Raw genomic sequence first — 23,750 nt, 5'->3', positions numbered from 1 at the left:
GGAATGTGCGGATTATGCGGGCCCGGCTCGAATATGGTAAAATAGAGTCCTCAGGGGAGGGCTCTATTTGCGTTTTGGAAGAGTCCTGCGAGATCGCGGAAACAAAGGTGGTTATTCGATGAGGAAGCCGGTTTTACACGCTGCATTCATCATGTTGATCATAGCAACACTGCTGCTGACAGGCTGCAAACAAGCCGACCAGGAGGAGGCATCGGCCAACGTTTATTCGAATGACGTCAATGGGGAGGTCTCTCTCTCGGAAAAAGACGGCTTCTTCTCACCGGCGGTCATCCAAAATTTACAGCAATATTTGCAGCAGGGCGTGACGGTCCGGGAAGGGCTGGAGAGAAGCGGCATTGTCGGTTTCAGCGACAACGGCAGCGTCCTGACGATCAGCCAGGTGTCCCTGGATCCTTTATTTGAGTGGGCATTTGAAATCAATGGCAAGAAGCTGGGCAAAGACAATCTCGACACCGTCCTGCAGGACCATGATGAAATTTCCATCAACATTCAGTACGCTGACCCCAAAAAGGACGGGAAAGATGCAAAGGCTCCCGAATTTACCGTGCTGAAGCTGGACGGCGGGTCCATGAAGCCTGATATGACGCATTCTTATGTATTTCCGTACACTAATAATCAAAGCGTCAGGGACGTTATGGCGCACAGCGGTTTCGTGAAGCTGACGGACAATAAAATGTACGTAGACACCGTCCAGGGGTACAGTCCCAAATCGGTGGAGAAGTGGGTCGTCAAGGTGAACGGGAAGGAACTGGTGGACAGCGGTTTGGAAATGAAGCTGACGCCGCAGGATGAAGTGGAAATCAGGCTGGAACGGGCAAGCGTATAATAGCAAAACAAGCAAATGGACAAGCCCGAATTGGGCTGCCAGCGAATGTGAAATGAACGTCTAGTTTAAATGATACATGTCGTGTGTAAAAGGAAGGGTACCCCTATGTGGTTGAATGAGAAGATCAAGGCTTCAGAGGTGGAATTAACCGGCTTGAACGGCGAGGATATCGGAATCGTCCCGACCAGGGAAGCGTTGGCCATGGCCCGCAAACTGAAAGTAGACCTCGTCTGCACGTCGCTGATGAGCAGTCCGCCGCCTTGCCGGCTGGTGGCTGCCGCCGACGCCAAGAAGGAAGCACAGGCAGCCAAAGCCAAATCTTCCGACCGGGTAGTAAAGGTGAAGGAGATCCGGCTGACCCCGAACATCGAGGAGCACGATCTGGACACGAAGAAGCAGCAGGCCGCGCGAATATTACAAGCGGGAAATGCAGTCATGCTGGTGGTCCGGGTGCAGGGCAAGGAGGGCGCCGCCGCCAAGGTCCTGCTGGAGGACCTGGTTCGGGAATTAAAGGAGTGGGGCCGCGCCAAAACAGGCATCCAGGTGAGCGGCAAGCAGGCTGCCGTACAGATCGATCCGGTCGCATAAATAAAAGACAAAGCCCCCGGGCGCCGTTAATTCAGGCACTCAGGGGCTTTTCTGCGGTTCGGGTTAATCATTAAGCGATCTCCAGCCGTCGAGGTCGTGAACGGACACCCCAGCGAATGAGGTATTGACCTGCGCCAATTGCTGCAGCTTGCCTAGCTGGGAGTCCATATAAGCTTTTCCTTCCTCATAGAAGGTAATAAATTCGCCTTCGCTGCTCGGCTTCGTTTCGACAGAAGCAAAGGCCGGTTTGCCGAGATAGTTCGCCTCTTCCAGTTCGCGCTTGGCGGTGCTGTAGATGCCATCGGCGGTATCCCGATAGGACATGATCGCAACGGCGTCATATTGGCTGATCATGAAGCGGCTCAGCGTGCTTGTTCCGTCCGCTGTCGTATAGTTGCAGAGCCAAAACGGAATATCGGCGGCAACTGGAAGATTCATTTCACGCACATTATCGGTTAAATACTGGACGTTCTCCTGCCATTGGCGGATGACCGAGGTCTGGTCCGACTTCCATTGAGGCAGCACGTGGGGTTCGATGTCGACATGAACGCCCTGGAACTTCTCGTCCTCTGCAGCGCCGTTCTGGTACGCCTTCACCCAATCGAGGAAGCTTGTGATTTTGTAACGTTCCGACGTAAGTCCCCAGGACGGGGCGCCGCTGAGCGCATCGACCCGGATATCCAAAGCTCCGGCCTGCTTAATGAAGCTCTTATAGTAGGAAGCAGGAATATCGCTGTTGGTCTGGAGATAAATCGTACGGACGCCGTGATCGGCCGAAAATTTCAGCATCTCCTTGGCTTCCGTCTTGATCAGCACCGTGTTCCACAGCCAGGTGGCTTTGGTGTAACCTTCCGCTTTAGCCTCATTTCCCGGGAAGAGACCCGCGGCAAACCATAATACAACGAAGGCGGCAATCCATCCTGAACGCAATGAATATTTACTTGACATGACAATCGTACACTCCTTTATGTGATATGCGGTACTACCTGATTCGATGGACCCTCTTTCACGACAAACACGATTCCTTATGACCAGATCTGACAGCGGGTAAGGCATATGATGTTCCTGGTATTGGCGGATCTCAGTCCTCCTTACAAGGATCTGTAGTCTGATAGCAGGCCCACGACATAATAGGTAGATCTGCGTAGTGGGTGAGTCCTTGGAAATAGGTGCTATCCAATTGATCGGTTCTTTATTCCGCATTATATATAGGTCTTAAGAATCATTTAATAGTATATGAAGAAAGCGCTTTAATGAATATAGGTATTTGGAAGGGTGAAAAGAGAAAAATTAGAGGGTGGTAGAAAGGAATCGAAGCGATACAGCCCTTTTAGCACATGAAAAACCCCCTGCGCTGCACGCAGAGGGAAGTGATGAGTTCTCTTAAATCCGGCATATTTCCTTCGGGCAATGCTCACAGTGACAGATGCCCTGCAGATGAGAAATGTCGTTAATGACAATCAGGCCGTCCACAATGTCCACCGCACCGCATCTGCGGAGGTCGCCCAGCATCCGGTTGACGCTTTCGCGTGTAGCTCCGATCAGGTTCGACAGATCCGTGTTGGTAAGCTTTTTATGGATGATGATACGTCCTCCGGTATGTTCTCCGTACGTATTGCCGAGCCGGATCAGTGTCGAACAGAGCGCGCCGGGCTTGCCGTACATCATGAGATCCCGGAACTTGGTCTGCGTGAGGCGGTGATGGTTGCCCATCCATTTCATAAAGTCCATCGCAAAAGCGCCGTCCTGGCAAATGAGGAATTCCATATCCTGCTGGTCGATCACGCCGACGACGCTGTCCTCAAGCACCTCGGCGGTATAGCTGTGCGTACGGCTGCCGATCGGGTCGGCCTGGCCGACGATATCGCCGCTTGTATACATATAGACGATAAGCTCTTTCCCTTCGACCGAGGATTTGCTTAATTTAACGCATCCGCTGTAGATATAGTAAAATCTGTCGGCAGCATCCCCTTCCCAGAACAGGTGGGAACCCGCAGGCATCTTTATTTCCGTCATCATGGAAAGCATCCGTGTGAAGTTGGCGTCCGAGAAGCAGCATGTATTCCGGACCGTGTCCTCGAGTGCAGGCAGTGTGCTCATCGTTCATTTCCCCTTTTTGGCTTGCTGTAATGTGATTGCCTTTATTCATATTATAGCGGGAATACGAGCGGCTGAGTGCGCGCCGGGCGGGCGAAAAGTGTCAAATTTCTAACAATGTGATTATTTTCACTTGATGTAGAAGATTTTCCCCCTGCATTAGCGGAATATTTCTCCTTACGGATCTGGAGGCCGCTTCTTATAATTAAGCATGTAAACCAGATTGCTAAGGGGGGCTAACCAGATGAAGATGAAAAGAAGTTTGATGCTGCTGATCTCGTTATGCTTTGCGGCGTCGCTCGCGTTATCCGGTTGTGGAAGCGATAACAAATCGGCCGGAGAGACGGGCGGGGGTTCATCGGGAACGGAGCCGAAGACGGAGGAAGCGCAAAAGGCCGAACCGTTCGAGCTGACACTGAGACATACGCAGGTTGGCCAGGACAAAGAGAAGCGTTTTGCCATTTTGCAGGACGTCGTGAAAAAGACGGAGGGCGAAATCGAAGGGTTAACGTTCAAGCTGGATGGCGTGGAATCCGACGTCAACCGGAAAGAGAAGCTGCGCGGCGAAATGGCGGCAGGCAATCCGCCGGATATTTTCGACCTGTTCGGCAGCCCCGATTCCAAAGTGTACGCCAAAGAGGGCAAACTGCTTGATTTGACGCCGATCATTGAGGAGCTGGGGATCAAGGATAAGTTCAGCTCGCTCGAGCCGTTCACTTACGAAGGTAAGGTCTACGGACTGCCGATCGGCGGATCCGGCGAAGGCTTCTTCTACAACAAGGAGTATTACGATAAAAAGGGCTGGGCGCCGCCTAAAACGTTCGCCGAGCTGGAAGAGCAGCTAGCCGCGATCAAGGCCGACGGCAAGGTGCCTATGGCGGCAGCTTCCAAGGCAGGCTGGGTGCCGCTGATGCTGACCAACCATCTGTGGTCGCGCTACGCGGGACCGGACATTACGAACAAATTTGCTACCGGCGAAGCCAAATGGAACGATCCGAACATGGTCAAGGCGTTTGCGAAGCATAAGGAATGGGTCGACAAGGGCTATTTCAAAAAGGGCGAGCTGGGCTTTGAATATGCTGAGTACACGACCCAATTTACGAGCGGGGAAGCCATTTTGATGTATGACGGAACCTGGAAGTCTTCGGTGTTCAAGCAAGGGGAATCCGGCGAAGGCATGATCGGAAAAGTCGGCTTCTTCAACCTTCCGCCGGTGGACGGCGGCGTAGGCGATCAGACGGCGCTGATGCGCGACGTCAACAACGGCTACGGCTTCTCGTCCGCGGTCGCCAAGGATCCGCGCAAGCTGGAAGCGGTGAAAGCCTTTATCAAGAACATGTTCAATGAGGAAATGCAGATCCGCGGCTTGGTGGAAGACGGGGTCCTGCCGGCCATGAAGCTGGACGCATCTGTGCTGGAGTCGAGCATTACCGACGATCTGATGAAGCAAATCGTCGACGTGCTGAACTCGGCCCAATCCTCCTTCCCGGCATTCGACTCGCTCGTACAGGCTGACGTGACGACGGAAATCAGCAACATTCAGATTCAAAAGCTGATCGGCAACCAGACGACGCCTGAGAAGATGGGCGAAGCGCTCCAGAAGGCACAAGAGGAAGCGAATTCACTGGAAGAATAACGGCAGCTGATGCGGTGTGCCTCGGGTCAAACCGGGGCACCTGTTTTTTACTCAACCCCCTCAAGTCTGAGGGAGCATGACATTTTTTCGGGCGGACGACCAAGCGCCCGCGTTGGGAGGAACTCCATGAACAAAGCATTGAAGAATCCTGCGCTCTACGTCCTGTTTATTCTTCCCTGCTTGATTTTGTTTGCCATGTTTTTTCTGTATCCGATTGTAAGCTCGATCCGTTACAGCCTGACCAGTTGGAACGGCGTATCCAGCGATCCGAAATTCATCGGCTTCGACAACTTCGTAAAGGCGCTGACGGAGAAACGGTTTTGGACCGCGGTCCGAAACAACGGCTATTTCATTTTGTTTTCCTGCGGAATCCAAGTGCCGCTGATCGTCTTTTTTTCGCTCCTGATCGCCCATGTCAAAAAACTGAAGGGGCTGTACAAGACGGCGGTATTTTTGCCTTCGATCATGTCTACGGCCGTGATCGGCATCCTCTGGGGATTTATTTATGAGCCGAACATCGGGCTGCTGAACAATATTTTGAAAGTGTTCGGCATCGAACCGCTGTATTGGCTGTCTGACGAAAAATACGCGATGCTGTCCATCCTGATTACCAATGCCTGGCAGTGGACCGGCTTTTATATCGTCATGGTGCTCGCCGCCATTATTTCCATTCCCCGCGAGTTAGACGAAGCCGCCGCCATCGACGGTGCAACGGCTGTACAGCGGGCGTTCTCCATTACGCTGCCGCTCATTAAGCCGATCATCTCCGTCGTCATTATGCTCTCCATCGCCGGTGCGATGAAAGCCGCGGACATCGTCATCGTCATGACGAAGGGCGGACCGGCGGGTTCGACCGACGTGATGGCCACCTACATGATCAAATATGCCATTACCAACTTCAAATACGGGTACGGCAACAGCATTTCTGTTCTCATCTTCGTCTTTACATTAATATTGACCGCCCTGTACCAACTGTTGATTGCAAGGCGCAGCGAAAGGATTGAATACTGATGACCAGGCTCAAAAAACTGCTGCCCCACATCGTCCTGATGGCCTACTTATTGGTTATTCTTTTCCCGTTCCTGTTCGTGCTTTTCTCTTCGGTCAAAAAGGATAACAATGCGATCGCCCTGAACCCGTTCGGCATACCAAAGCAGTTTGCGCTAGGTAATTACGTAGAGGCATGGGTCAACGCCAAGATCAGCACCTATTTTTTCAACAGTCTGTATATCTCGATTCTGTCGGCCGTCGTATCGATCCTGATCGCCGCGATGTTTGCGTTTGCGATAACCCGCATGCGGCATTTCAAAATCAGCGCGCTGCTGTCCGGCCTGATCCTGGTCGGCATGCTCATCCCAAACAACGCGCTTATGCTCCCGATTTATCTGCTCGTGCGCAAGCTTGGGATCCTGGATACGCATCTGGCGCTCATCATTCCTTACATCGCCAATGCGCTCCCGTTCTCAGTCATCATTCTGGCGGCGTTCATGCGGTCCCTGCCCGGCGAAATCGAGGAAGCAGCCGTCATGGACGGGTTGAAAGCCCAGGGTATATTTGCTAGAATTGTCGTACCCCTGACGGTTCCGGCCATGGTTACGGTGTTTATCGTGAACTTCCTCGGCAACTGGAACGAATTTTTGCTAGCCAACTACTTCCTCTCCAATGATTCGCTGCGGACCCTCCCGGTCGGGATGGTGCAGTTCCGGGATCAATACCAGATGAATTACGCGCAGATGTCAGCCGGCATCGTCTACAGCGTCGTACCGGTCATCGTGATTTACGCGATCCTTCAGGAGAAAATCATTGAAGGCGTTACAGCAGGCAGTGTTAAGGGATAACATGCGAAGAAACGGATGAATGCCAATGAATTTGCGGGTAAAATTGTTTACGGCATTTGTTACACTGATCATCGTTCCGCTGTGCGTGCTGGGCGTCGTCACCTTTATGGTGACCTCTCATTCGATTGAGACCAAATACAGCCGGCAGACGGAATATTCCCTTAAAGCGATCAGCTACAGCATCAACAGCGTGCTGAAGCAGATGGACAACGTGACGGATAACGGCATCGCGACCTCGGTGTTTCATATGGCGCTCATCGCCAAGGACCCGACCAAACAGGATTTGAACGATGCCGAGCAGCTGAACCTGAACAACAGCCAGCGCAACTTCCGGAGCCTGCTGTACAACCATCCTGCCATCAGTTATGCCTATCTGTACAACCTGCAGGGCAGCGGGCCGTCTAGCACGGTCTCTATTTTCACCAAGGAAGACTTTAATACGCTGTCATTCGAAGAGTTTAAAGCCCATCCGCTATATCAAGAAGTTATGGCCCTGAACGGGGTACCCAAATGGCTCGGACCGCATGAATACCCGGAAATCACCGGATCCGACCCGGTGTTTACACAAATTCGGCTCATCAAGGAGCTGAGCTTTTTTAAAAATATCGGGATTTTGGTGACCCAAATCAAAAACTGGGATATTGAGCTGATCTTCCGCAACCTGTCTTTAAACCGAGATATGCAGTCCACCGATTTTATGCTCGTGAACGATAAAGGACTTATTCTGTATGATCCGAATAAAGTGCTGGACGGCCAGCCAATCCAGTCCGTGATGAAGAGGGACGTCAAGTTCGGCGGTGATTTTCAGAGCTTCAAGACGGCGTTTAACGGGGAAAAAAGCATCGTTTCGATTTATCATATGAAAGGATACAATTGGAGTCTGGTTTCCGTCACTTCGTGGAGCTCCCTGTCACAGGAAACGCTGGTCTTTGCCAAATGGTTTATCGGCATTACGCTCGTCTGCCTTTTGGCGGCGGTAACCTTCAACATGGTCTTCATGAACCGGATTACCGGCTCGATCGCGGTCATCGTCCGCTTCATGCGTAAAGTGGAAGGCGGGGACTTCAATGTCCAGGTGCATCACCGGGGCAAAGACGAGCTGCATATTTTGGCGAAGGGCTTTAACGATCTGGTTGAACGGGTCAACGGCCTGTTCCAACAGATCCAGAAGGAGCAGAAGCAGAAGGCGAAGGCGGAGCTGCGGGTGCTCCAGGCCCAGATCAAGCCGCATTTTCTGTTCAATACGCTCGAGTCGATCAACGTCCTTGCGGTTCAGAACGAAGGGGAGAAGGTCAGCGAAATGGTGCACCGGCTTGGCAACATTTTGCGGATCAGCATCCAGGACAATGAAGAGATTACGCTTGGCCAGGAAATCGAGCATTTGCAGAGCTATTTGGAAATCCAGAAATTCAGGTTTCAGGATTTGTTTGAATATGAGATCGATATTCCGCCGGAGCTGCGGAGCCGCAGCGTGCTGAAGCTGACCCTGCAGCCGCTCGTCGAGAACTGCATCCAGCACGGATTTGAAGGGATCGGCTATAAGGGCATGATTTATGTGTCCTGCTGGAAAGAGCGCGGCCGGCTCGTTCTGCAGGTGCAGGACAACGGCATCGGCATCAGTCCGCGGCAGCTGGCGGCTTTTGAATACATGAAGAACGATAGCGGGGAACCGCCGGAAGCGAAGGATATGCAGGTGAACCACGAGCGGAGGGGACTCGGCGTACGCAGCGTTGCCGACCGCATCCGGATTCACTACGGCGATGTATACGGGTTGTTCATTTGTTCGTCCGGGACTACCGGAACGATAATCCAATGTATCATACCAGACAACGAGTGGAGGGACTTGGATGATTCTGAACGTGCTGCTGGTTGATGATGAAGCCCCGATTCTGAACAATCTGAAAAGCGTTATTCCGTGGAACGACATGCAGATGCAGGTGTACACCGCCCGGAGCGGACAGGAGGCGCTGGACATTTGCAGTCTCCATACTCCCGATATCGTGCTGTGCGACATTCGTATGCCGGTGATGGACGGACTGACCCTGATCGGCGAGCTGCGCAAAGGCGGATCCGCCGCCGAAATCATTCTGCTGACGGGATATCAGGAATTTGAGTATGCCCGGCAGGCGATCAAGTATAATGTCAGGGAGTACATCTGCAAGCCGATCCATTACAAGGAGCTGGAGAATACGATTCGCTCCGCCCGTGAGGATATTCTCCGGAAACGGCGCAGCGATCCATTCCAGGTGACCGTCGCCCGGATTGAGGAGGACAGCAGCGACAGCGGGGCAAGAAAGACCCCGCAGCAGCTGATGTCGGAAGCGATTCTTTATATCGGCGAGCGGCTGGGCAGCGATCTGGGCATCGAGGAGCTGGCGGGACACCTGGGCATCAGCTGCAGCTATTTTTGCCTGCTGTTCAAAAATCATCTCGGCGTCACCTTTGTCGAATATTTGACAGCGAAACGGATCGAAACCGCTAAATATCTGCTTACCCACAGCGACAAAAGCATCACGCAAATCGGCAGCAGCATCGGCTACCAGGAGCGTAGGTACTTTACCAAAGTGTTCCAGCGTCATACCGGGCTGACACCGTCCGAATTCCGTGACCAGACGAAGGGAAGAACGGCGGGGTAGCGGATGTATCGGCGGAGCAATATATGAATAGGGAGTGGGCATGTCATGTTTGTATCGGATCTAACGCTTGAGCAAAAAATCGGGCAAATGTTCATCTGCGGGTTCCACGCGCAGGAGCCGGATGAGCAAATCCGCCGTCTGATCGAAGAGTACCATGTAGGCGGCGTCATCTATTTCCGCCGGAACATCGGCGAGCCGGAACAGGTGGCCGCGATGTCTTCCTCCCTGCAGGAGATGGCTGCGAAGCAGGGGAACCTGCCGCTATGGATCGCCATCGACCAGGAAGGCGGCATGGTGGCCCGCATCGACCATCGCAGGGTGAGCCGCATTCCGGGAAACATGTCACTTGGGGCGACGGGAAACCCGGATTTTACCTACCAGGTGTCCGCTATAAGTGCCCAGGAGCTGCATGCGCTTGGGATCAACATGAACTTCGCGCCTGTGCTTGACGTGAACAACAATCCGCGGAATCCGGTCATCGGCGTCCGATCGTTCGGCGAAGATCCGGAGCAGGTGGCTGAGCACGGCTCGGCCGCCATTCGGGCGTACCAGGAGCACGGCGTATCGGCGGCAGCGAAGCATTTTCCGGGGCATGGCGATACCAGCGTCGACAGCCATCTGGGGCTGGCATCGGTAGAGCACGGCATGGAGCGGCTGCGCGAGGTGGAGCTGAAGCCGTTCGTCCGGGCGATCCGGGACGGGGTGGACGTCATTATGACGGCACATGTCGTCTTCCCGGCCATCGAGAAGGAGGCGGTTCCGGCGACGCTGTCCAAAGCGGTGCTCACCGGCCTGCTCCGCGAGCAGCTCGGTTACGAGGGCGTCATCGTGACCGACTGCCTGGAAATGCACGCGATTGCCAAACATTTTGGTGTGGGCGAAGGCGCGGTGCTTGCCGTGGAAGCGGGAGCGGACATCGTCCTGGTCAGCCATACCCTTCAGGATCAAATCGAAGCGATTGAAGCGGTCACGGCGGCTGTGCGCAGTGGAAGAATTCCGGAGAGCGTTATTGACGCTGCCGTGAACCGGGTCCTGAAGCTGAAGGAGAAGCGGCTGCAGCCTTCAGGTACCCAAGAAAGCGCGCCAGCCTTCCTTGAACGGCACGAAAAGCCGGAAACGGAACGGCTGCTTAGGGAAGTGGCAGCGGGCAGCATTACGCTCGTCAAAGACGAAGGCCAGCTGCCGCTTCAGGAAGACGAGCCGGTCCTTGTCGTGTGGCCGGAGCTCCGCTCGGAAACACAGGTGGATGAGCCATGGACGGAAGCGAAGACCCTCGGGCAGGCGCTGTCGGAATACATACAGGACGTAAATGAGCTGACAATCAGCGCGGAGCCGGACCTGCACGAGGTTGAACAGGTGCTGGCCGCCGCCCAAGGATATCGTCAGGTCGTCGTCGCCACATACACGGCCGGCAGCGAGCTTCCTTCAGGTCAGCGCAGGCTCGTCGAAGGGCTGATCGCGCTTCAGCCGCAGCGGCTCGTGGTGGCCTCCACGCGCAATCCGTACGATCTGGCAGCGGTACCGGCCTCGCCGGCATACCTGTGCTGCTACGAAAATACGCCTTATTTTATGGAAGGGCTGGCTTCCATTCTACCGGGGCATGCTAAGGCCGGAGGGACGCTGCCGGTTAGCCTTGGCAGTCAAACCACGGCGTCCTAGTGAACGTGATCATCCGCAACAAAAAGGCATGCGGTATAGATTTACCAAAGGTTGGATGCCCATTTGGGATATCCTTCCTTTTTTCTTTTGGAGATCTGTAAAATCGAGAGCAACTTTTCGGGGAATGAAGCGTCTAATACTATGTCTTTTCAATGATATCAGAAAAAATAAGCTTGATGGATCTGATGTCGGGGGGAACTAGCGTCAGCCTCTTTTTTTTGTATGGGGTCGGGAGGCTCGTTAGAAGAGAACGTGATTTAAAAATGGGAGCAGAAGGAGTCTGGAGATGAATTTCAAGAAATTGACCATGATTGCAGTGTTAGCTGCATCACAAACCGCTCTGGTCTTGCCGGCCGGCGCGGAAACCGCGGTACTGGTCCAGCAAAATGCGGGAACGGTCCAAGGTGTAGACAATGCAGCGGCAAGCGCAGTCACCAATAACATCACGAGCAGCACGACCAATACTGGCAATTCCAGCAATTCGGGCGCTGCAAGCAAAGGCGGAACAACAGGAACTGCAGGCACGTCCAGCACGACTGGTACAACCGGAAATGCAGGGGGAACGAAAGGCACGACGGGAACTGAAAGCGGTACAAGCATCACTACGACAACTTCCGGCCAAGACTCCACAGGCTCGGGAACCGCAGGAACGACCGGAAACACAGGTAACACCGGGCAAGGCGCTGCCCAGAACGGCGGCACGACAGACGGAACAAGCACTTCCGATCAAACCGATGGGAGCACCGGGAACACGAATGACGGTGGCCAAGCGGCGGACGGCCAAAATGCCGGCACGCAAGGAAACGAAGGACAGTCCGAAGGTACGGCAGGCGGCACCGCAACAACCACCGATCCGCAGGGAATTACGGCGACGGGAAGCACGACAACCGGTCAGGCCGGCCAGCTGATCCTCATGATGAACAGCAACAAAATGTACCAGGACGGCAAACTGTACTTGGCCGGACAGCCGATGGCCGTCAAGAACGGCGTATCTTACGTGGCGATCCGCGCCATGGTGGAGCGCGTCGGCCTGAAGCTGACGTATGACGCCAAAACGAAAGAAACGATTATTATTAAAGATAACAACGAGCTCCGGTTCAAAACGAACAGCAGCAGCTACCGCGTCAACGGAGAGGCGAAACCGATGAAGGGCCCTGCGTATCAGTACAAAAATACGTTTATGGTCCCGCTCACGTCGATCACGCAGGCGCTTGGCATTCCTTACACGGTCGACCAGCCCGGAAAGCGCGTTATTCTGAACCTGTCGACGAAGCCGGTAGCCACGTTCAGCGTTGGTCCAACTGAAATTTTTGCAGGTGAGACGACGGTGAACTACATTTCCCAAGCGACCTCTCCAAGCGGACTGCCAATTGTTGACGAGCGCTGGGAAGGGAAAGAGGACATTTTCCAAGAAGCCGGACCGCATACGGTGACTCACTATGTTCAGGATTCCAGCGGACAGTGGAGTGATCCGTACAGCATCACGGTGAACGTGATCAAGCCGAACGAGCCGCCAGTGGCCAGTTTTACAACCGACAAAGAACAATACAAAATGGGTGAACTGATCACCATTACCGACCAGAGTACGGATGATGAAGACGCGATCGTCAGCCGCGAATGGCTGAACGACCGCAAGGCGTTCTTCCAGCCTGGACCGCAGACGATCCGGCTCAAAGTAACGGACAAACACGGCGCGGTAAGCGAGTTCCAGAAGACCGTTGTCATTACGAACGAAACGTTGTACACCGAAGACGAGTTCAATAAGCTCTTTACACCGGTAGGAGACAAATTTACGTTCAACGGCGGATCGGTGCCTAGCTGGAAAACGGCGACCTTTACGACAACTTCCGATCCAGCCACGCTGATCCGCAGCAACAGTCCGGAGACGGTATATTCCGAAGGCCTCCTGTATCAGGAAACGGCGCTCGGAAGCACCCGGTTTATGCTCCACCATGTCAATGCTACGAATAAAAACATGCAGGTTTACGTCATCGCCACCAACACGATGCTGGATATGAGCAACACGATCAACATCCAGAACTTCGGCATGGGGGGACCTAGCCAGTATGCGACGGGCCACGGCAGAGCATCCGTGATGCGCTACTTTGATTCCATGACGAGCGGTTCGGGCCGTCAGGATATCACCCTTGCCCCTGGCGAGAGCAAGGTCATTATGACGAATATCAACAACATTAAAATTAAACCGGGTGAAGGCATTTCCGTTCTGGCGGACGCATTCAGCAACTATCCGGTAAAATACAGCGTCATTATGCTCGACGCCACGAAGGATCCGCTGCAGTCGCTGCCATTCCTTCCGGCCCTTGACCGCGACGTACACAACCGGGGCACGTATCCGAATTCCGTCGTGAACATGTCGACCGACGAAGTGCTTGGCAGCACCGAGACACGTATCGTTCTCGGCGACAATAACATCGATCCGAACCTGAAGGGACTGGACGGAATCTATGGAACCGAAGCTTCGAATGCAGGCAACTTTGGTGTATTGTACAAAATCAAGCTGAACCACGTTGCTCCGAATACGCTGATTACGCTTAACCCTCGCGGCGGCGTATACAACGGCATTTTTCTGGTGAACGGCCAGCAGGTGCAGGCAGCGAACAACACCCAGGATGTCAACGCCCCGAACGAAACGAGCGTTCTGTACCGTACCGGAAACTATGAGCAAAGCGTAGAAATTTGGTACACGGCGGCGCCGGGCAGCAACCTGCCGATTAACCTGCTCCTGATGCCGATGCCGCAGATGAAGCAGTAAACGAAAGCAGTAACGGATTATGATTACCGAAGACAGCAATAATTCTTTCTCATTCTTATAGGCAATGAAAAGACCCCCATCCACTGCAGCTGCGGTAGATGGGGGTCTTCTTTGTCTTTTTTATAATGCATTCGCTGCCGTATTGCACTAGGAAGAGCTGCGGCTCTTCCATAACAGGAATATGAAGAACGGCGCACCGACAGCCGATGTAAACACGCCGACCGGAATATCCAGCGGGGTGAACAGGTTGCGGGCGAGGACATCCGCCACGACAACGATGATGGCCCCGCTTAGAGCGCTGGCCGGAAGCAGGGAGCCGTAAGACGATCCGATCAGCTTCCGGGCTATGTGGGGAGCGAGGAGGGCGACAAAACCGATCGCTCCGCCGACGGAGATGCCTGCACCGGCAAGCCCGACGGCCATGAAGAGCAGGATCGTCCGGTCGCGCTCCACCCGGCTGCCGGCCCCGGCGGCCAAGTCGTCGCCGAGCTGCAGCATGTTGATGCGCCGGGCGAAGATCAGACTGAGCACGCCCAGCGCGATGAACCAGGGCAGCATCATGTTGACATGCTTCCAGGAACTGCCGTATACGCTGCCCAGCAGCCAGTTGAAGGCTTTCTGGGCGACGTCGGTCGGGCCTGTGACGAGCAGCATCGTGGAGATGGCCGAAGCGACCGCCCCGATGCCGACGCCGATCAGGACCAGCATGAGCGGGTTGACGCCCTTTTTCCACGAGAGCACATAAATCAGCAGCGTGGTGAGCGCGGCGCCGACAAAGGCGGCCGGAGGCAGCCAGAAGACGCTGGCCGACGGAATCAGCGTAATGATGGCCGTCGTCGCGACAGAGGCGCCGCTCGTGACGCCCATGACGTCCGGAGAAGCCAGCGGATTACGGATCAGTCCCTGCGTGATCGCCCCGGACATGGCGAGGCAGGCCCCGACCAATGCGCCGACGATGACCCTAGGAAGCCTGAGCTTCTGCACGACCACAACGTCCAGCTTGTTCCCTTGGCCGAAGATCGCCTGGGTCACCTCCCAGGGATTCACGTATTTGGTGCCGAAGCCGATGCTGATGATGACCGCAAGTAAAAGGACAATGGCTAGAATGCACAGGATGGCAATCTGGCGCTTCGATGTGAGAAAGGAAACCGCATCCCCGCCCATACGGACGCTGATGGGGCCTTTCGGTCTGGATGAACGGCTCATTGGCGAAGCAACCCCTTTCTCGCAGCGTGGATGAAGAATGGCACTCCGATGATCGCCGTCATGACGCCGATGGGGATCTCCCGGGGCATGGCGATAAAGCGGGACGCAATATCCGCAAGAAGGAGCAGAATGCCGCCCAGCAGCGCGCTGTAGGCGACCAGCCAGCGGGTATCCCGGCCGACGAGAGCTCTGGCGATGTGCGGGATAACGAGCCCGACAAACCCGATCGGTCCGGCGACGGCGACCGAGCTGCCTGCCAGCACGACGATGAGCAGTCCCATGGTCAGCTTGAGGAGTACGGTTTTTTGCCCCAGGCTGCGTGCTACGTCCTCGCCGAGCATGAGCGTGTTGACGGACGACGTGATGAGAAGGGCGATAATCCAGGCGGCAAGCATGTAAGGCAGAAGCCCCAGCAAAATGCTCAGGCTCCGGCCTTCAACGGAACCGGACATCCAGAACAGCACTTCCTCCATGGCCCGGCCGCTAATGATGAGCATGCCGTTGGTCAGCGAGCTGCAGAAGGCGGTAATGGCCGCCCCGGCGAGCGTGATTTTCAGCGGCGTTAAGCCTTGCCGCCCGGCGGAGCCGAGAATAAATACGAACAGGCAGCTGACAGCCGCCCCGAGGAAAGCGATCCAGGTGAAGGAAGCGAGCGAGCTGACGCCGAGCAGGACGAATGAAGCTACGACAAGCAGGGAGGCGCCGGCATTAATGCCGAATATCCCTGCATCCGCAAGCGGATTTTTGGTCAGGGATTGCAGCAGCACGCCGCAAATTCCCAGGCTTCCGCCGACGAAGGCGGCGATCAGCGCGCGCGGCACGCGGACATCCCGGACGATAATGTGCTCATTGCTTCCATTAAACGAAGTAAAGGCTTCGACAACTTCCCTCCAATTGGTGCTGTGCACGCCAAAGAGGATGCTCGCAGCAACACATAAGAGCAGGAGGACGAGCCCTGCGATCAAACCGGTCCATTTGGCAGATGATCTATGTAACCATTCCGGCTGCACGGCATACCCCTCTTTTCAATCAGGCTGTAAATAAATAGATTGAACTAAAGTTGTGCATTGAACTTCCTGTTATAAGAGCCTAATATGGCCTATATCATTCATTTCTTTAGCTCATTCTATGTAACATATTAAAGTTTAAGTGGAGCGCATAGGCTTGTCAATGAGGCTGATTCTCAATTTCAATATCTGTTTTTTGCACTTCCATACAGGAAGTTTATTGACAATACAGGCGCTATGAATTAGGATTAGGACGATACTGAGAATCATTATCAGGAGATTAGAAGGGGAGAGCTTTTACTTATGAGAAAATGGAACGGCCTTATACTTATGCTGTTGGCTGCTGTGCTGGTACTGTCCGCATGCGGCAAAGACAGCGGCAGCGGCAGCACCGCTTCCGGAAGTACAGGAGAGAGCAGTACGGAAGCGGGAGCTGCGAACGATGCAGACCGCACAATTGAGACGGTTATGGGGCAGGTCAAAGTACCGGCACATCCGAAGAAAATCGTCGTGTTGACCAATGAAGGAACCGAGGCGCTGCTGTCCATGGGCATCAAACCGGTGGGCGCCGTCAAATCTTGGACCGGCGATCCATGGTATCCGCATATTAAGGATCAAATGCAGGGCGTAGAAAATGTAGGCGACGAGGGCCAGCCGAACGTGGAAGCGATCGCTGCGCTCGAACCGGACCTCATCCTGGGCACGAAAATGCGCCAGGAGAAAATTTACGAGCAGCTGTCCGCCATCGCTCCAACCGTATTTTCCGAGACGCTCCGCGGTGAGTGGAAGGAAAACTTCAAGCTGTGGGCCGATGCGGTCGATGAGAAAGAGAAGGGCGACCAGGTACTGGCCGACTATGATAAGCATGTGGCTGACGTGAAAGCGCAGATCGGCGACAAATTGAGCACGAAAGTGTCGATGGTCCGGTTTATGCCGGGCAAGGCACGGATTTACTATAACGATACGTTCTCCGGCATCATTTTGAAGGAAGTGGGCCTCGCCCGTCCGGCGGTTCAGGATAATCCCGGATTCTCCGACGATGTCGGCAAAGAGCGCATTCCGGACATGAACGGCGACATTTTGTTCTACTTTACCTATGAAACCGGCGACGGCGAAGGCAGCAAGATGGAGAAGGAATGGACCGAAGACAAACTTTGGAAAAACCTTGAAGTGGTCAAGAAAGGCAACGCGCACCGCGTCGACGACGCCATCTGGAACACCGCAGGCGGGGTCCTTGCCGCCAATCTGATGCTAGACCAACTGGCATCCTACTTTAAATAAATTTGAAGCGCACAGGGGGCTCCGTCAGGGGTCCCCTGCTTCATTGACGGAGGCACGGATTTGAGGCATTATTAATAGTAGACAAATGTTGTAAACAAGAGTGGCTTACGGCTTTAAGCATAGAATGGGAGGATGAGCGTATGCTTTCGACGGAGAAGATTATTGACGCCATGTCCGAGCAGGGACTGCGCATAACCGACCAGCGCAAGACGCTCGCCAAATTATTTGGTGAACATTCGGGTTATTTGTCAGCCAAGGATGTCTATGAGTTTATGGGCAAAAAATACAGCGGACTCAGTTTCGATACCGTATACCGCAATCTGCGGGTCATGCAGGAGCTTGGCGTTCTCGAACAGATCGTGTTTGAGGACGGAGTCAAATTCAAAGCCAGCTGCAGCGAAGACCACCATCATCATCACATGATCTGCCTGCAATGCGAGAAGACGTATCCGATCAGCTTCTGCCCGGTTTCGATGGCGGATACGCCCGACGAATTTCAGGTCGTGAAGCATAAATTTGAAGTATTCGGATATTGTAAAGACTGCCGGCAGCCTGCGGATGCGGGGCTGAGTGTCAATCCGGTGTCCGGACGCAGCGGGGAGCATTAATGCCATGGGCGTATCCCGAAGAATCGTCCAAGGCCCCATCGTCATTTACCGCAAATACATTTCGCCGTTAAAACCGCCGACCTGCCGTTTCTACCCGACATGCTCGGCGTACGCAATGGAAGCGATCGAGGTGCACGGGGCCGCCAAAGGATCGTGGCTAGCCATGAAACGGATCGCCAAGTGCCATCCGTTTCATCCGGGGGGCGTGGATCTGGTTCCCCCGCGGAAGGAGAAGGGGAGCGCAGGCGCACCTCATCCTTCCGAAGGCGAGGGACACCTGACTTGACACGCGCTATGCGGGTTCAGTATATTATGGAATATATGACATTTCCGAGGAACGGATGAGTACGAGAACAGTAGCTTATTGCAGAGAGCCGGGGCAGCTGAGAGCCGGTATAAGCGAAGTCTCCGAAGATGGTCCGGGAGGAACCGCTTTCGAGCGGCATCCTGAATTAGAGGATGCGTAAGGGAGCGGCGTGATCCAGCGATAATGGACAGTGCGCGGCTGAGACATGCCGGTACTGATGGAGCCTGCCGCCTGCGAGGGCGCAGGGAATTTGGGTGGTAACACGTGAGGAATCTCTCGTCCCATTAGGGGCGGGAGTTTTTTTGTATCCTCGGGGCCCCCGCATAGTACCTGAACAGGGTATCACAGCAAAAGCCCCACTTCGTGGGGTTATTTTGTGTTCACACAGAAGATACAGGAACGCCGATTTTGGAAAGGAAGATGAACGATGGCTGACAAGAAAACATTTTATTTGACGACGCCGATCTATTATCCCAGCGACAAGCTGCATATCGGGCATGCATACACGACCGTGGCCGGCGACGCGATGGTTCGTTACAAGAAGCTGCGCGGCTACGATGTTCGCTATTTGACTGGAACCGACGAGCATGGTCAGAAGATTGAGCGCAAGGCTGCTGAAGCAGGCAAAACGCCGCAGCAGTTCGTTGACGACATCGTGGCGGGGATCAAGGAGCTGTGGAAGAAGCTCGACATCTCCAACGATGACTTTATCCGGACGACGGAACCGCGCCATACGAAGGTAGTTCAAGAAGTGTTCGAACGCCTGCAGGCGCAGGGCGATATCTACAAGGGCGAGTATGAAGGCTGGTACTGTACGCCGGATGAATCGTTTTTCCTGGAACGGCAGCTCGTAGACGGCAAATGTCCGGACTGCGGCCGGCCGGTGGAACGCGTGAAGGAAGAGAGCTATTTCTTCCGGATGAGCAAATATGTGGACCGGCTTCTCCAATATTATGAGGACCATCCGGACTTTATTCAGCCGGTGTCCCGCAAGAACGAAATGATCAACAACTTCATCAAGCCGGGACTGGAAGACCTGGCGGTGTCCCGTACGACCTACGAATGGGGCGTCAAAGTGAAGAGTGATCCGAAGCACGTCGTTTACGTCTGGATCGACGCGCTGCTGAACTATATCACCGCGCTGGGTTACGGCTCGGAAGACACGAGCCTGTTTGACAAGTACTGGCCGGCTGACGTTCATCTCATGAGCAAGGAAATCGTCCGCTTCCATACGATCTACTGGCCGATCATCCTGATGGCGCTGGACCTGCCGCTGCCGAAGAAAGTGTTTGCCCACGGCTGGCTGCTGATGAAGGACGGCAAGATGTCCAAATCGAAAGGCAACGTCGTCGATCCGGTCACGCTCATCGACCGATACGGTCTGGACGCCCTTCGCTATTACCTGCTGCGCGAGGTTCCGTTCGGAGCGGACGGCACGTTTACGCCGGAGAGCTTTGTGGAGCGCGTCAACTCCGATCTGGCCAATGACCTCGGCAACCTCCTGAACCGGACGGTGGCGATGGTGGACAAATATTTCGAGGGCCGGGTTCCTGCGTATCGCTCCGGCGTGACTCCGTTTGACGCGTCGCTCGAGGAAGCGGCCAAGGATGTTTACGTTAAAGTTGAAGAAGCGATGGAAAATATGGAGTTCTCCGTTGCGCTGACGGCCATCGGCCAGTTTATCAGCCGCAGCAACAAATATATCGACGAAACGCAGCCATGGGCGCTGGCAAAAGATGAGGCAAGACGCGAAGAGCTGGCGTCTGTCATGACCCACCTCGTTGAAAGCCTGCGGATCGGCTCGATCCTGCTGCAGCCGTTCCTGACCCAGGCTCCGCTGAAGATTTGGGAGCAGCTGGGCATTCAGCAAGGCGAGCTGACCGAATGGGACAGCGGCAAGACGTTCGGCTTGATTCCGGAAGGAACGCAGCTGGTGAAGGGCAACCCGATCTTCCCGCGCCTGGACGCGGAAGAAGAGGTGGCGTACATCAAGCAGGCAATGACCGGATCCGAAGCTCCCGCGAAGGAAGCGGAAGCCGGCAAGTCTGCCGAAGCGGCTGCGCCGCAGGAAGCGCCTGAGCTGAAGGAAGAAATCGGCATTGAAGATTTTGCCAAGGTCGAACTGCGCGTAGCTCAGGTTATCGCCTGCGAGCCTGTCAAGAAAGCCGACAAGCTGCTCAAGCTGCAGTTGGATCTCGGCTTCGAGCAGCGGCAGGTCGTGTCGGGCATCGCGAAGTTCTATACGCCGGAAGAGCTGATCGGACGCAAGGTTATCTGCGTCACCAACCTGAAGCCGGTGAAGCTGCGCGGCGAGTTGTCTCAGGGCATGATTCTGGCGGCATCCCAAGGCGATCAGCTGACACTGGCGACGGTGCCGGACAGCATGCCGAACGGAGCGGTCGTGAAGTAGGGCGCGAAGTATGGTGCACCTATAAGCAAGTATGGTCGATAGGAAGACGGAATCCCGTTAGCAGCGGGCTTCCGTCTTTTTGTCGTCCAGGTATATCGAACTCTTGGGAGACACGCCAAGCTCCAAGAACTCCACGGCAGGTATCGCTCGCTTCCCTCTGGTAATTTTGCACCCAAGGTTGACAAATAAAATAAGCCCATTCATAATCTTATTAGTAAAAGTTACGATTAGTGGGAGCGTACATCTGTGAATATGAGAAATGTGATCAAGCGGATTCTGGCGCCTTCGTTTCTTCTGGTGGCCATGCTGGTTTTTGCCGGCTGCGATAACTCAGGGAACGCACAGCTGGATCCGGATAAAGTGAATGTCATGACGACGTTCTATCCGATTTATGAGTTTGCCAAGGAAATCGGCGGCGAGGACGCCAACGTCATCAATTTACTGCCGGCCGGCGTCGAACCGCATGATTGGACGCCGCGGAGCCAGGATATCGTGAACACGTCCAAGTCGCAATTGTTTTTATATAACGGAGCCGGACTCGAAGGCTGGGTACCGAATTTTCTGAAAGGGCTGAACCGGGACTCCAAGGTGAAGGCTGTTGAGGTCAGCCAGGGCATCCAGCTGATCGAAGGCGAAGAAGACGGCGGGCATGATCTCGAAGGCGAGGGCATGGGGACCGGTCACAAGCATCACATCGACCCCCACACCTGGGTCAGCCCGAAATCGGCCATCATTATGGCCGAGAACATCAAGAACAGCTACGTGGATGCCGATCCGCAGCATGCGCAGGCTTACGAAGCGCGGTACGCCGAGCTCAGCCGGAAGCTGCAGGAGCTTGACCGCAAGTTCGAGACGGAGCTGGCGCAGGTTCCGCATCACAAAATCGTCGTATCCCATCAGGCCTTCGGCTACTTGTGCCGCGATTACGGCTTGGAGCAGCATCCCATCATGGGCTTGTCGCCGGATGCCGAGCCCCGGGCCCGCGATTTGGTGGAGCTGTCGAACCTGGTGAAGTCGGAAGGAATCAAATATATCTTTTTCGAAGAGCTGGTCTCCGACCGGCTGGCCAAAACGCTGGCTTCCGAGACCGGAGCGACCGTGTCCGTCCTGAATCCCCTCGAAGGACTGACGAAGGAGGAGCAGGAGAAGGGTGACGACTATTTTACCTTGATGGACAAAAATTTGAATAATCTCATTCTCGCATTACAATAAATGAAGCAACTAACAGAAAGGCGGATTTCGCATGTTTACGCCGATGATTGACGATTGTCATCAACCGATTATCGAGATGGAGAACATCTCCTTTTCATACAGGGACCAAAAGGTCATCAACGATCTGAACTTTACCGTGAAAGAACGCGATTTTGTCGGCATTATCGGCTCCAACGGGGCGGGCAAGACGACACTGCTGCGGATGATCGTCGGTCTTCTGCCCAGCGGCCAGGGCAGCATCCGGCTGTTCGGCCAGCCGATTCGCAGGTTCAAAGACTGGGAGCGGGTAGGCTATGTCCCGCAGAAAAATTCGTTTAATCCGTTGTTTCCGGCTACCGTTCGCGAGGTGGTCCTTTCCGGGCTGTACAATAACAAAAATCTGTTCCGCCGGATAAACAGACATATGCAGCAGCAGTGTGACGATGCGCTTGAGGTCATGCGGATTCAAGATATTGCCGGCAAACGGATCGGTGAGCTGTCCGGCGGTCAGCAGCAGCGCGCCTTCCTGGCGCGGGCGCTCATCAACAACCCGGATCTGCTCATACTGGACGAGCCTACGGTGGGCATTGACGCGGAGACGCAGGCCGGATTTTTCGAGCTGATTACCCACATGCACCGGCATCATCATATGACGCTGCTGATGGTGTCGCACGATATGGACATGATCGAGGGATATTTGGGCGAGAAGCCGAAGCAGAAGAACGGCAAGATCGAATTTTTCGTCAGACATTCCCATGAGATCCAGGACTGCGAGGTTCAGGACCTGCAGCACTCATTGTCATAAAAGCACGATCGTTTACAACATATTAAAAGCATCCGAAGGAGTCGTTATTGTTGGCTATAGAAATTATCCTCAGTGATTTTTTTCAAAGGGCGCTTGCCGGCGGTCTGCTAATCGGGATCACCGCACCGCTGATCGGCATTTTTCTCGTGCTGCGGCGTCTGTCCATGATCGGGGACACGCTTGCGCATGTGACGATCGCCGGGGTGGCGCTAGGTTTTCTGATTAATCTGTATCCTCTGGGGGCAGGTCTTGTATTTGCGGTTCTGGCTTCCTTTGCGATAGAAAAGCTCAGAAAAGCTTATAAAAGCTATGCCGAGCTGTCGATAGCGATCATTATGTCCGGCGGCGTTGCGCTGGCTTCTTTGTTTTTCACACTCGGGATGGGTTACAATACAGATGTGATGAGCTATTTGTTCGGCAGCATTTATACGCTGGATACCCAGGATCTGTACGTGGTGGGGGCCGTGACGCTGGTCGTCGTGGTCGTTATTACGCTCTTTTTCAAAGAGTTTTTCCTGCTGAGCTTTGAAGAAGACGCCGCAAGCGTAAGCGGTCTGCCTGTGCGCATGATGAACATGCTGATCACCGTCCTGACGGCCCTCGTCATCAGCACGGCCATCAAAATCGTCGGCGCTTTGCTCGTATCGGCACTGCTGACGATTCCTGTCGCTATCAGCCTCCTGATCGCCAGAAGCTTCAAATCTTCCGTCATCCTGTCGGTGGTCATTTCGGAGATTGCGGTTGTGGGGGGACTTGTGATTGCCGGCGTTTGGAACCTGGCTCCGGGAGCAACCATCGTGCTGCTGCTGATTGCGCTGCTGATCTTGACGATGGCGGGCAAGAAGGGATTATCAACGTAGG

General features: G+C 54.4%; 20 protein-coding genes. 16 read left to right on the top strand and 4 right to left on the bottom strand.

Annotation, left to right across the window (positions count from 1 at the left end):
- The first annotated feature begins 118 nt into the window (after positions 1-118).
- Both ABIE48_RS20585 and infC read left to right on the top strand, forming a co-directional pair.
- A complete protein-coding gene (locus tag ABIE48_RS20585; RefSeq protein ID WP_354519584.1) occupies positions 119-847 on the top strand; it encodes a hypothetical protein in 729 nt (242 codons plus the stop codon).
- Positions 848-952: 105 nt separating this feature from the next.
- Positions 953-1,435 carry a translation initiation factor IF-3 gene (gene infC / locus ABIE48_RS20580; RefSeq protein WP_192715645.1) on the top strand — a complete coding sequence of 161 codons (483 nt, stop codon included), beginning with the start codon at positions 953-955 and terminating at the stop codon, positions 1,433-1,435.
- Positions 1,436-1,498: 63 nt separating this feature from the next.
- Here infC and ABIE48_RS20575 read toward each other — a convergent pair whose 3' ends face one another.
- Positions 1,499-2,383, bottom strand: coding sequence for a hypothetical protein (locus tag ABIE48_RS20575; protein WP_089548113.1), 885 nt, complete (start codon positions 2,381-2,383; stop codon positions 1,499-1,501).
- A 435-nt stretch (positions 2,384-2,818) separates the two neighbouring features.
- Positions 2,819-3,535, bottom strand: a complete 717-nt coding sequence (locus ABIE48_RS20570; protein WP_116229623.1) for a Crp/Fnr family transcriptional regulator — start codon at positions 3,533-3,535, stop codon at positions 2,819-2,821.
- A 247-nt stretch (positions 3,536-3,782) separates the two neighbouring features.
- On the opposite strand from ABIE48_RS20570, the gene ABIE48_RS20565 reads away from it, so the two are divergent.
- The 7 genes from ABIE48_RS20565 (at position 3,783) to ABIE48_RS20535 (ending at position 14,074) form a co-directional block, all read left to right on the top strand.
- The gene (locus ABIE48_RS20565; protein WP_181909051.1) at positions 3,783-5,168 is read left to right on the top strand and encodes an ABC transporter substrate-binding protein; all 1,386 of its coding nucleotides are present in this window, start codon (positions 3,783-3,785) and stop codon (positions 5,166-5,168) included.
- 126 nt (positions 5,169-5,294) lie between these two features.
- Positions 5,295-6,179 carry a carbohydrate ABC transporter permease gene (locus tag ABIE48_RS20560; protein ID WP_076169984.1) on the top strand — a complete coding sequence of 295 codons (885 nt, stop codon included), beginning with the start codon at positions 5,295-5,297 and terminating at the stop codon, positions 6,177-6,179.
- On the top strand, positions 6,179-7,006 hold the full coding sequence (locus ABIE48_RS20555; RefSeq protein ID WP_089548111.1) for a carbohydrate ABC transporter permease: 828 nt from the start codon (positions 6,179-6,181) through the stop codon (positions 7,004-7,006). Before ABIE48_RS20560 ends, ABIE48_RS20555 begins: the two co-directional genes overlap by 1 nt.
- 25 nt (positions 7,007-7,031) lie before the next feature.
- Positions 7,032-8,879: a cache domain-containing sensor histidine kinase gene (locus ABIE48_RS20550; protein ID WP_192715644.1), complete on the top strand. Its 1,848-nt coding sequence runs from the start codon at positions 7,032-7,034 to the stop codon at positions 8,877-8,879.
- Positions 8,854-9,642, top strand: a complete 789-nt coding sequence (locus ABIE48_RS20545; protein ID WP_313958204.1) for a response regulator — start codon at positions 8,854-8,856, stop codon at positions 9,640-9,642. The genes ABIE48_RS20550 and ABIE48_RS20545 overlap by 26 nt, the downstream gene beginning before the upstream one ends.
- Positions 9,643-9,687: 45 nt before the next feature.
- The gene (nagZ, locus tag ABIE48_RS20540) at positions 9,688-11,301 is read left to right on the top strand and encodes a beta-N-acetylhexosaminidase (RefSeq protein ID WP_192715643.1); all 1,614 of its coding nucleotides are present in this window, start codon (positions 9,688-9,690) and stop codon (positions 11,299-11,301) included.
- Between the two features lie 286 nt (positions 11,302-11,587).
- Complete coding sequence (locus ABIE48_RS20535; protein ID WP_192715642.1) at positions 11,588-14,074, top strand: copper amine oxidase N-terminal domain-containing protein; 2,487 nt, start codon at positions 11,588-11,590, stop codon at positions 14,072-14,074.
- A gap of 147 nt (positions 14,075-14,221) precedes the next feature.
- On the opposite strand, the gene ABIE48_RS20530 is transcribed toward ABIE48_RS20535, so the two are convergent.
- The gene (locus ABIE48_RS20530) at positions 14,222-15,280 is read right to left on the bottom strand and encodes a FecCD family ABC transporter permease (protein ID WP_354519581.1); all 1,059 of its coding nucleotides are present in this window, start codon (positions 15,278-15,280) and stop codon (positions 14,222-14,224) included.
- On the bottom strand, positions 15,277-16,290 hold the full coding sequence (locus tag ABIE48_RS20525) for a FecCD family ABC transporter permease (protein WP_192715641.1): 1,014 nt from the start codon (positions 16,288-16,290) through the stop codon (positions 15,277-15,279). The genes ABIE48_RS20530 and ABIE48_RS20525 overlap by 4 nt, the downstream gene beginning before the upstream one ends.
- Positions 16,291-16,590: 300 nt before the next feature.
- Here ABIE48_RS20525 and ABIE48_RS20520 point away from each other — a divergent pair, with 300 nt between their 5' ends.
- From ABIE48_RS20520 to ABIE48_RS20490, 7 genes are all read left to right on the top strand, one after another.
- On the top strand, positions 16,591-17,568 hold the full coding sequence (locus ABIE48_RS20520) for an ABC transporter substrate-binding protein (protein WP_076169991.1): 978 nt from the start codon (positions 16,591-16,593) through the stop codon (positions 17,566-17,568).
- Positions 17,569-17,708: 140 nt separating this feature from the next.
- Complete coding sequence (locus ABIE48_RS20515) at positions 17,709-18,176, top strand: Fur family transcriptional regulator (protein WP_145023784.1); 468 nt, start codon at positions 17,709-17,711, stop codon at positions 18,174-18,176.
- A gap of 4 nt (positions 18,177-18,180) precedes the next feature.
- Entirely contained in the window at positions 18,181-18,462 is a 282-nt protein-coding gene (gene yidD / locus ABIE48_RS20510; RefSeq protein WP_145023786.1) for a membrane protein insertion efficiency factor YidD, read from the top strand.
- 448 nt (positions 18,463-18,910) lie between these two features.
- Positions 18,911-20,893 (top strand): methionine--tRNA ligase, encoded by a 1,983-nt coding sequence (gene metG, locus ABIE48_RS20505; RefSeq protein WP_145023788.1) that lies wholly within the window; start codon positions 18,911-18,913, stop codon positions 20,891-20,893.
- A gap of 252 nt (positions 20,894-21,145) precedes the next feature.
- Positions 21,146-22,105, top strand: a complete 960-nt coding sequence (locus ABIE48_RS20500) for a metal ABC transporter substrate-binding protein (RefSeq protein WP_192715856.1) — start codon at positions 21,146-21,148, stop codon at positions 22,103-22,105.
- Between the two features lie 31 nt (positions 22,106-22,136).
- Positions 22,137-22,889 (top strand): metal ABC transporter ATP-binding protein, encoded by a 753-nt coding sequence (locus ABIE48_RS20495; protein WP_354519578.1) that lies wholly within the window; start codon positions 22,137-22,139, stop codon positions 22,887-22,889.
- 56 nt (positions 22,890-22,945) lie between these two features.
- Positions 22,946-23,749: a metal ABC transporter permease gene (locus ABIE48_RS20490; protein WP_076170170.1), complete on the top strand. Its 804-nt coding sequence runs from the start codon at positions 22,946-22,948 to the stop codon at positions 23,747-23,749.
- Position 23,750 lies beyond the last annotated feature (1 nt).

Origin of the sequence: Paenibacillus sp. OAE614 (assembly GCF_040546645.1) — a bacterium.
Lineage (GTDB): Bacteria > Bacillota > Bacilli > Paenibacillales > Paenibacillaceae > Paenibacillus_AQ > Paenibacillus_AQ favisporus.
Note: the sequence above shows the minus strand (reverse complement) of the source record. Positions and strands in the feature narration are given on the sequence as shown.

Excerpts from the sequence above, each read along its gene's own strand:
- ABIE48_RS20585 (WP_354519584.1), top strand. The coding sequence starts at position 119 with ATGAGGAAGCCGGTTTTACACGCTGCATTCATCATGTTGATCATAGCA.
- infC (WP_192715645.1), top strand. The coding sequence starts at position 953 with ATGTGGTTGAATGAGAAGATCAAGGCTTCAGAGGTGGAATTAACCGGC.
- ABIE48_RS20575 (WP_089548113.1), bottom strand. The coding sequence starts at position 2,383 with ATGTCAAGTAAATATTCATTGCGTTCAGGATGGATTGCCGCCTTCGTT.
- ABIE48_RS20570 (WP_116229623.1), bottom strand. The coding sequence starts at position 3,535 with ATGAGCACACTGCCTGCACTCGAGGACACGGTCCGGAATACATGCTGC.
- ABIE48_RS20565 (WP_181909051.1), top strand. The coding sequence starts at position 3,783 with ATGAAAAGAAGTTTGATGCTGCTGATCTCGTTATGCTTTGCGGCGTCG.
- ABIE48_RS20560 (WP_076169984.1), top strand. The coding sequence starts at position 5,295 with ATGAACAAAGCATTGAAGAATCCTGCGCTCTACGTCCTGTTTATTCTT.
- ABIE48_RS20555 (WP_089548111.1), top strand. The coding sequence starts at position 6,179 with ATGACCAGGCTCAAAAAACTGCTGCCCCACATCGTCCTGATGGCCTAC.
- ABIE48_RS20550 (WP_192715644.1), top strand. The coding sequence starts at position 7,032 with ATGAATTTGCGGGTAAAATTGTTTACGGCATTTGTTACACTGATCATC.
- ABIE48_RS20545 (WP_313958204.1), top strand. The coding sequence starts at position 8,854 with ATGATTCTGAACGTGCTGCTGGTTGATGATGAAGCCCCGATTCTGAAC.
- nagZ (WP_192715643.1), top strand. The coding sequence starts at position 9,688 with ATGTTTGTATCGGATCTAACGCTTGAGCAAAAAATCGGGCAAATGTTC.
- ABIE48_RS20535 (WP_192715642.1), top strand. The coding sequence starts at position 11,588 with ATGAATTTCAAGAAATTGACCATGATTGCAGTGTTAGCTGCATCACAA.
- ABIE48_RS20530 (WP_354519581.1), bottom strand. The coding sequence starts at position 15,280 with ATGAGCCGTTCATCCAGACCGAAAGGCCCCATCAGCGTCCGTATGGGC.
- ABIE48_RS20520 (WP_076169991.1), top strand. The coding sequence starts at position 16,591 with ATGAGAAAATGGAACGGCCTTATACTTATGCTGTTGGCTGCTGTGCTG.
- ABIE48_RS20515 (WP_145023784.1), top strand. The coding sequence starts at position 17,709 with ATGCTTTCGACGGAGAAGATTATTGACGCCATGTCCGAGCAGGGACTG.
- yidD (WP_145023786.1), top strand. The coding sequence starts at position 18,181 with ATGGGCGTATCCCGAAGAATCGTCCAAGGCCCCATCGTCATTTACCGC.
- metG (WP_145023788.1), top strand. The coding sequence starts at position 18,911 with ATGGCTGACAAGAAAACATTTTATTTGACGACGCCGATCTATTATCCC.
- ABIE48_RS20500 (WP_192715856.1), top strand. The coding sequence starts at position 21,146 with ATGAGAAATGTGATCAAGCGGATTCTGGCGCCTTCGTTTCTTCTGGTG.
- ABIE48_RS20495 (WP_354519578.1), top strand. The coding sequence starts at position 22,137 with ATGTTTACGCCGATGATTGACGATTGTCATCAACCGATTATCGAGATG.